This is a genomic window from Frankia sp. CcCS3, assembly GCF_977927575.1.
Window position 1 is genome coordinate 1 of sequence record NZ_CDWRCL010000264.1, and the last position, 2676, is coordinate 2676.

General features: G+C 66.6%; 3 protein-coding genes. 2 read left to right on the plus strand and 1 reads right to left on the minus strand.

The genetic code is table 11. The features are described 5' to 3' along the window. Positions 1 to 992 (minus strand): helix-turn-helix domain-containing protein (locus AC08OQ_RS17515; protein ID WP_476602036.1); only part of this gene is annotated, 992 nt, incomplete at its 3' end. Between the two features lie 116 nt (positions 993 to 1108). Here AC08OQ_RS17515 and AC08OQ_RS17520 point away from each other — a divergent pair. Both AC08OQ_RS17520 and AC08OQ_RS17525 read left to right on the plus strand, forming a co-directional pair. Next, positions 1109 to 1483 (plus strand): DUF6444 domain-containing protein, encoded by a 375-nt coding sequence (locus tag AC08OQ_RS17520; RefSeq protein ID WP_476602035.1) that lies wholly within the window; start codon positions 1109 to 1111, stop codon positions 1481 to 1483. A gap of 599 nt (positions 1484 to 2082) precedes the next feature. Then, positions 2083 to 2631 (plus strand): lipocalin-like domain-containing protein, encoded by a 549-nt coding sequence (locus AC08OQ_RS17525; protein ID WP_476602034.1) that lies wholly within the window; start codon positions 2083 to 2085, stop codon positions 2629 to 2631. The last annotated feature ends 45 nt before the right edge of the window (positions 2632 to 2676 follow it).

Sequence of the window (2676 nt, forward strand, 5' to 3'; positions counted from 1 at the left end):
GGGGTTCGGGCGGGCGGGGGCCAGGGTTTGCCGAGCCATCGGTAAAGGTGTCTGGGACGCCCGCGGGACCCGCCGTCCAAGATCATGGTGACGTAGCCGGCCTCCTTGAGATCCTTGAGGTACCGCTGGACCGTGGACCGGTCCCGGCCGATCTGGTCGGCGATCTCCGCCGCCGACATCGGCTCGGACGCCCAGAGCAGCACGGCGACGATCTCTTCCCTGACCCCGGTCCGGGCGGGCGGTGCAGGCGGTGCGGGCTGGGTGGGCGGTGCGGGCCGGTCGGGCTGGATGGGCTGGTCGGGCGGTGCGGGCCGGTCGGGCTGGATGGGCTGGTCGGGCGGTGCGGGCTGGTCGGGCTGGGCGGGCCGGTCCCTGAGATGACCCCAGAGATCGTCGATTGCGCGGCCAATTTTTTTGAGTTCGCGGGCAAGTTTTTTGAGTTCGGCCCGGTTATATAGCGTGATCACTATGATAGTGGTGATGCCGACGACCACTTGCAGGCCCAGATTCTCCGCGGCGCTGGGCAGCTGCGTGAGCAACTGGTGGTGCAGATCCTTCATGCTGACGTCGACTCTGACCTCACCGACGGTCTTACCGTCGGTGTCGCGCAGCGGAACCTCGGCGCGCACGGACGACCCCAGGCTCCCGGACCCGCGACTGACAGTCTCCTGTTCGTGGAGGGCACCCGAGGGGTCGGCGCTGACCGGTTTGCCGATGTTCTTCGGATCGGGATCGGAGCAGCGGATACCCCGGCTGTTGATGACGACCACGGACTGCGCTCCTGTGAGTCGCCGGGCCTGTTCGGCGAGAGCCTGCACCTCCCCCGCGGAATCCTTCCCCATGACCGCCCGGGCCAGGAGCAGGTCGGATGCCACCGCACGCGCGATCTCAATCGCTCCCTGCTGGCGCTGGTGGACAAGGTCCGTGTACAGCTTCAGGTCGGTCAGTCCACTCCCGATGCACAGCACGAGCAGTAGGGAGACGACGCGCATAGGTACTGCCCCTAGTGGTGGATCGAGATGGATGGTTCGACAGGCCGTAAGCGTAGGCCGACCGGCATGAGCGGCGCCCCGAGTCGCGAACCGGAAGGCACGACGCCCATCGCCCGATGGTGCCCGAAGATCCGTCCGCGCCGTCGTACGACGAGCTCGCGGCGCTGGTCATGACACAGGCCGCGGCGCTCGCCGAGACGCTAGCGAGGCTGGCCGGGACCGAGGCCGCGCTGGAGCGGGCGAACAGGGAGATCGAGGCGCTGCGCGCCCAGACCGGGAAGAACTCGAAGAACTCCCCGAAGCCACCGAGTTCGGACGGGCTGGCCAAGCCGGACGCGCCGAAGTCGCTGCGCACGAAGAGCAACCGCAGGCCCGGTGGGCAGGACGGGCACCCCGGCTCGACGCTTGCGATGACCGCCACCCCGACCCGGACGGTGGCCCACGAGCCGCCGGCGTGCGCAGGCTGCGGGGGGACGGCAACGGCCTGGTAGATAGCCTTTCTGCGCCGCGGTGGGGGTGGCGGTCTGGGTAACCGTGCCGGCGGGGCCGGCCAGGGTGACCTGCATGATCCGGCCGGCCTGGCGGCGGATAGCGAGCCATGTTTGCCCGGACCGGCGTTCGGCGGCCCGGGTGAGGAGCAGGGCGAGCCAGCAGGGCAGGACATGGGCGCGGATGCGGTGTTCGAGCCGGTGGAACAGGAGCTCGGCCTTCACCTTCGCCCGGTCGAGGGCCAGCCGGCCGGTCGCGGTCCTGGCGGCGCTGCTCGCCGGTGCGGGCCAGCTCCTCGTCTGTACAGAATGCGCAAAAAGCTGTCTATTCACAAAACTTGCTAGTTTTCCGGCTCGTTCGTAGCATTCACTGCTGTGCGATCTGCGTGCCAGCCCCACGGGGGTGACACACCGCCGCCGGCGGTTTCTTTCGCCGTAACCAGCGGCCCCTCACCGCCGGTCCTGATCCGCAGAATGCGCAAAAAACCATTTATTCACAAAACTTGCCAACTTGCCGACTAGTCCGTAACATTTTCGAAGGGCGGCAAGGCCTACCGGTCGGAAGATCTACGACCAGCGTGTGAGAGAGAGGTGGAATAATCATGAGCAGCACAGGCAGCTCGGATCCATTGGGCTATCCCGATGCGCGTGGTTTCCTGCCGAACGCTCTGGGAGTGTGGCGGCTCGACTCGTTCGACATCACCAACCGTAACGGAAATGTTCTCGAGAGGCCCATGGGTGCCCACCCGGGCGGCCTACTGGTCTACCGGGAAGACGGCTACATGTCCGTGCACATATGCGACCCGCGGGATGGCACCGCGGTCCCTGAACGCAGGGATGGATCGCGTGTCGATGTCGAGTCGATCTCCATGAGCACCTCGTTCTTTGGGTACTGCGGGTCTTACCACCTAACTGGCAGGCAGGTCATTCACCGGGTGCGGGCAGCATCTGTTCCCAGGTGGATCGGAGAGGACCTGGTTCGTGATTTCACGCTGCAAGGGGACACGTTGACACTGTCTTGCCCGGCGCAGGAGGACGAGGACGCCTCGGACATCCGGGTCCCACTCCTGACGTGGAGGCGAGTCCGGCCCGCGGAATCGCCGGAAGGTGCGACCGTCGCCCCATCGCGGCCACCGCTGGACGGCAGGTAGGAATTCTGTCATGACGGGCGCACACGCTGAGGAGTCGAAATGAAA

What these genes read in the sequence shown, in the direction of transcription:
- AC08OQ_RS17520 (WP_476602035.1), top strand. Translation starts at nt 1,109, where the DNA reads ATGGTGCCCGAAGATCCGTCCGCGCCGTCGTACGACGAGCTCGCGGCG.
- AC08OQ_RS17525 (WP_476602034.1), top strand. Translation starts at nt 2,083, where the DNA reads ATGAGCAGCACAGGCAGCTCGGATCCATTGGGCTATCCCGATGCGCGT.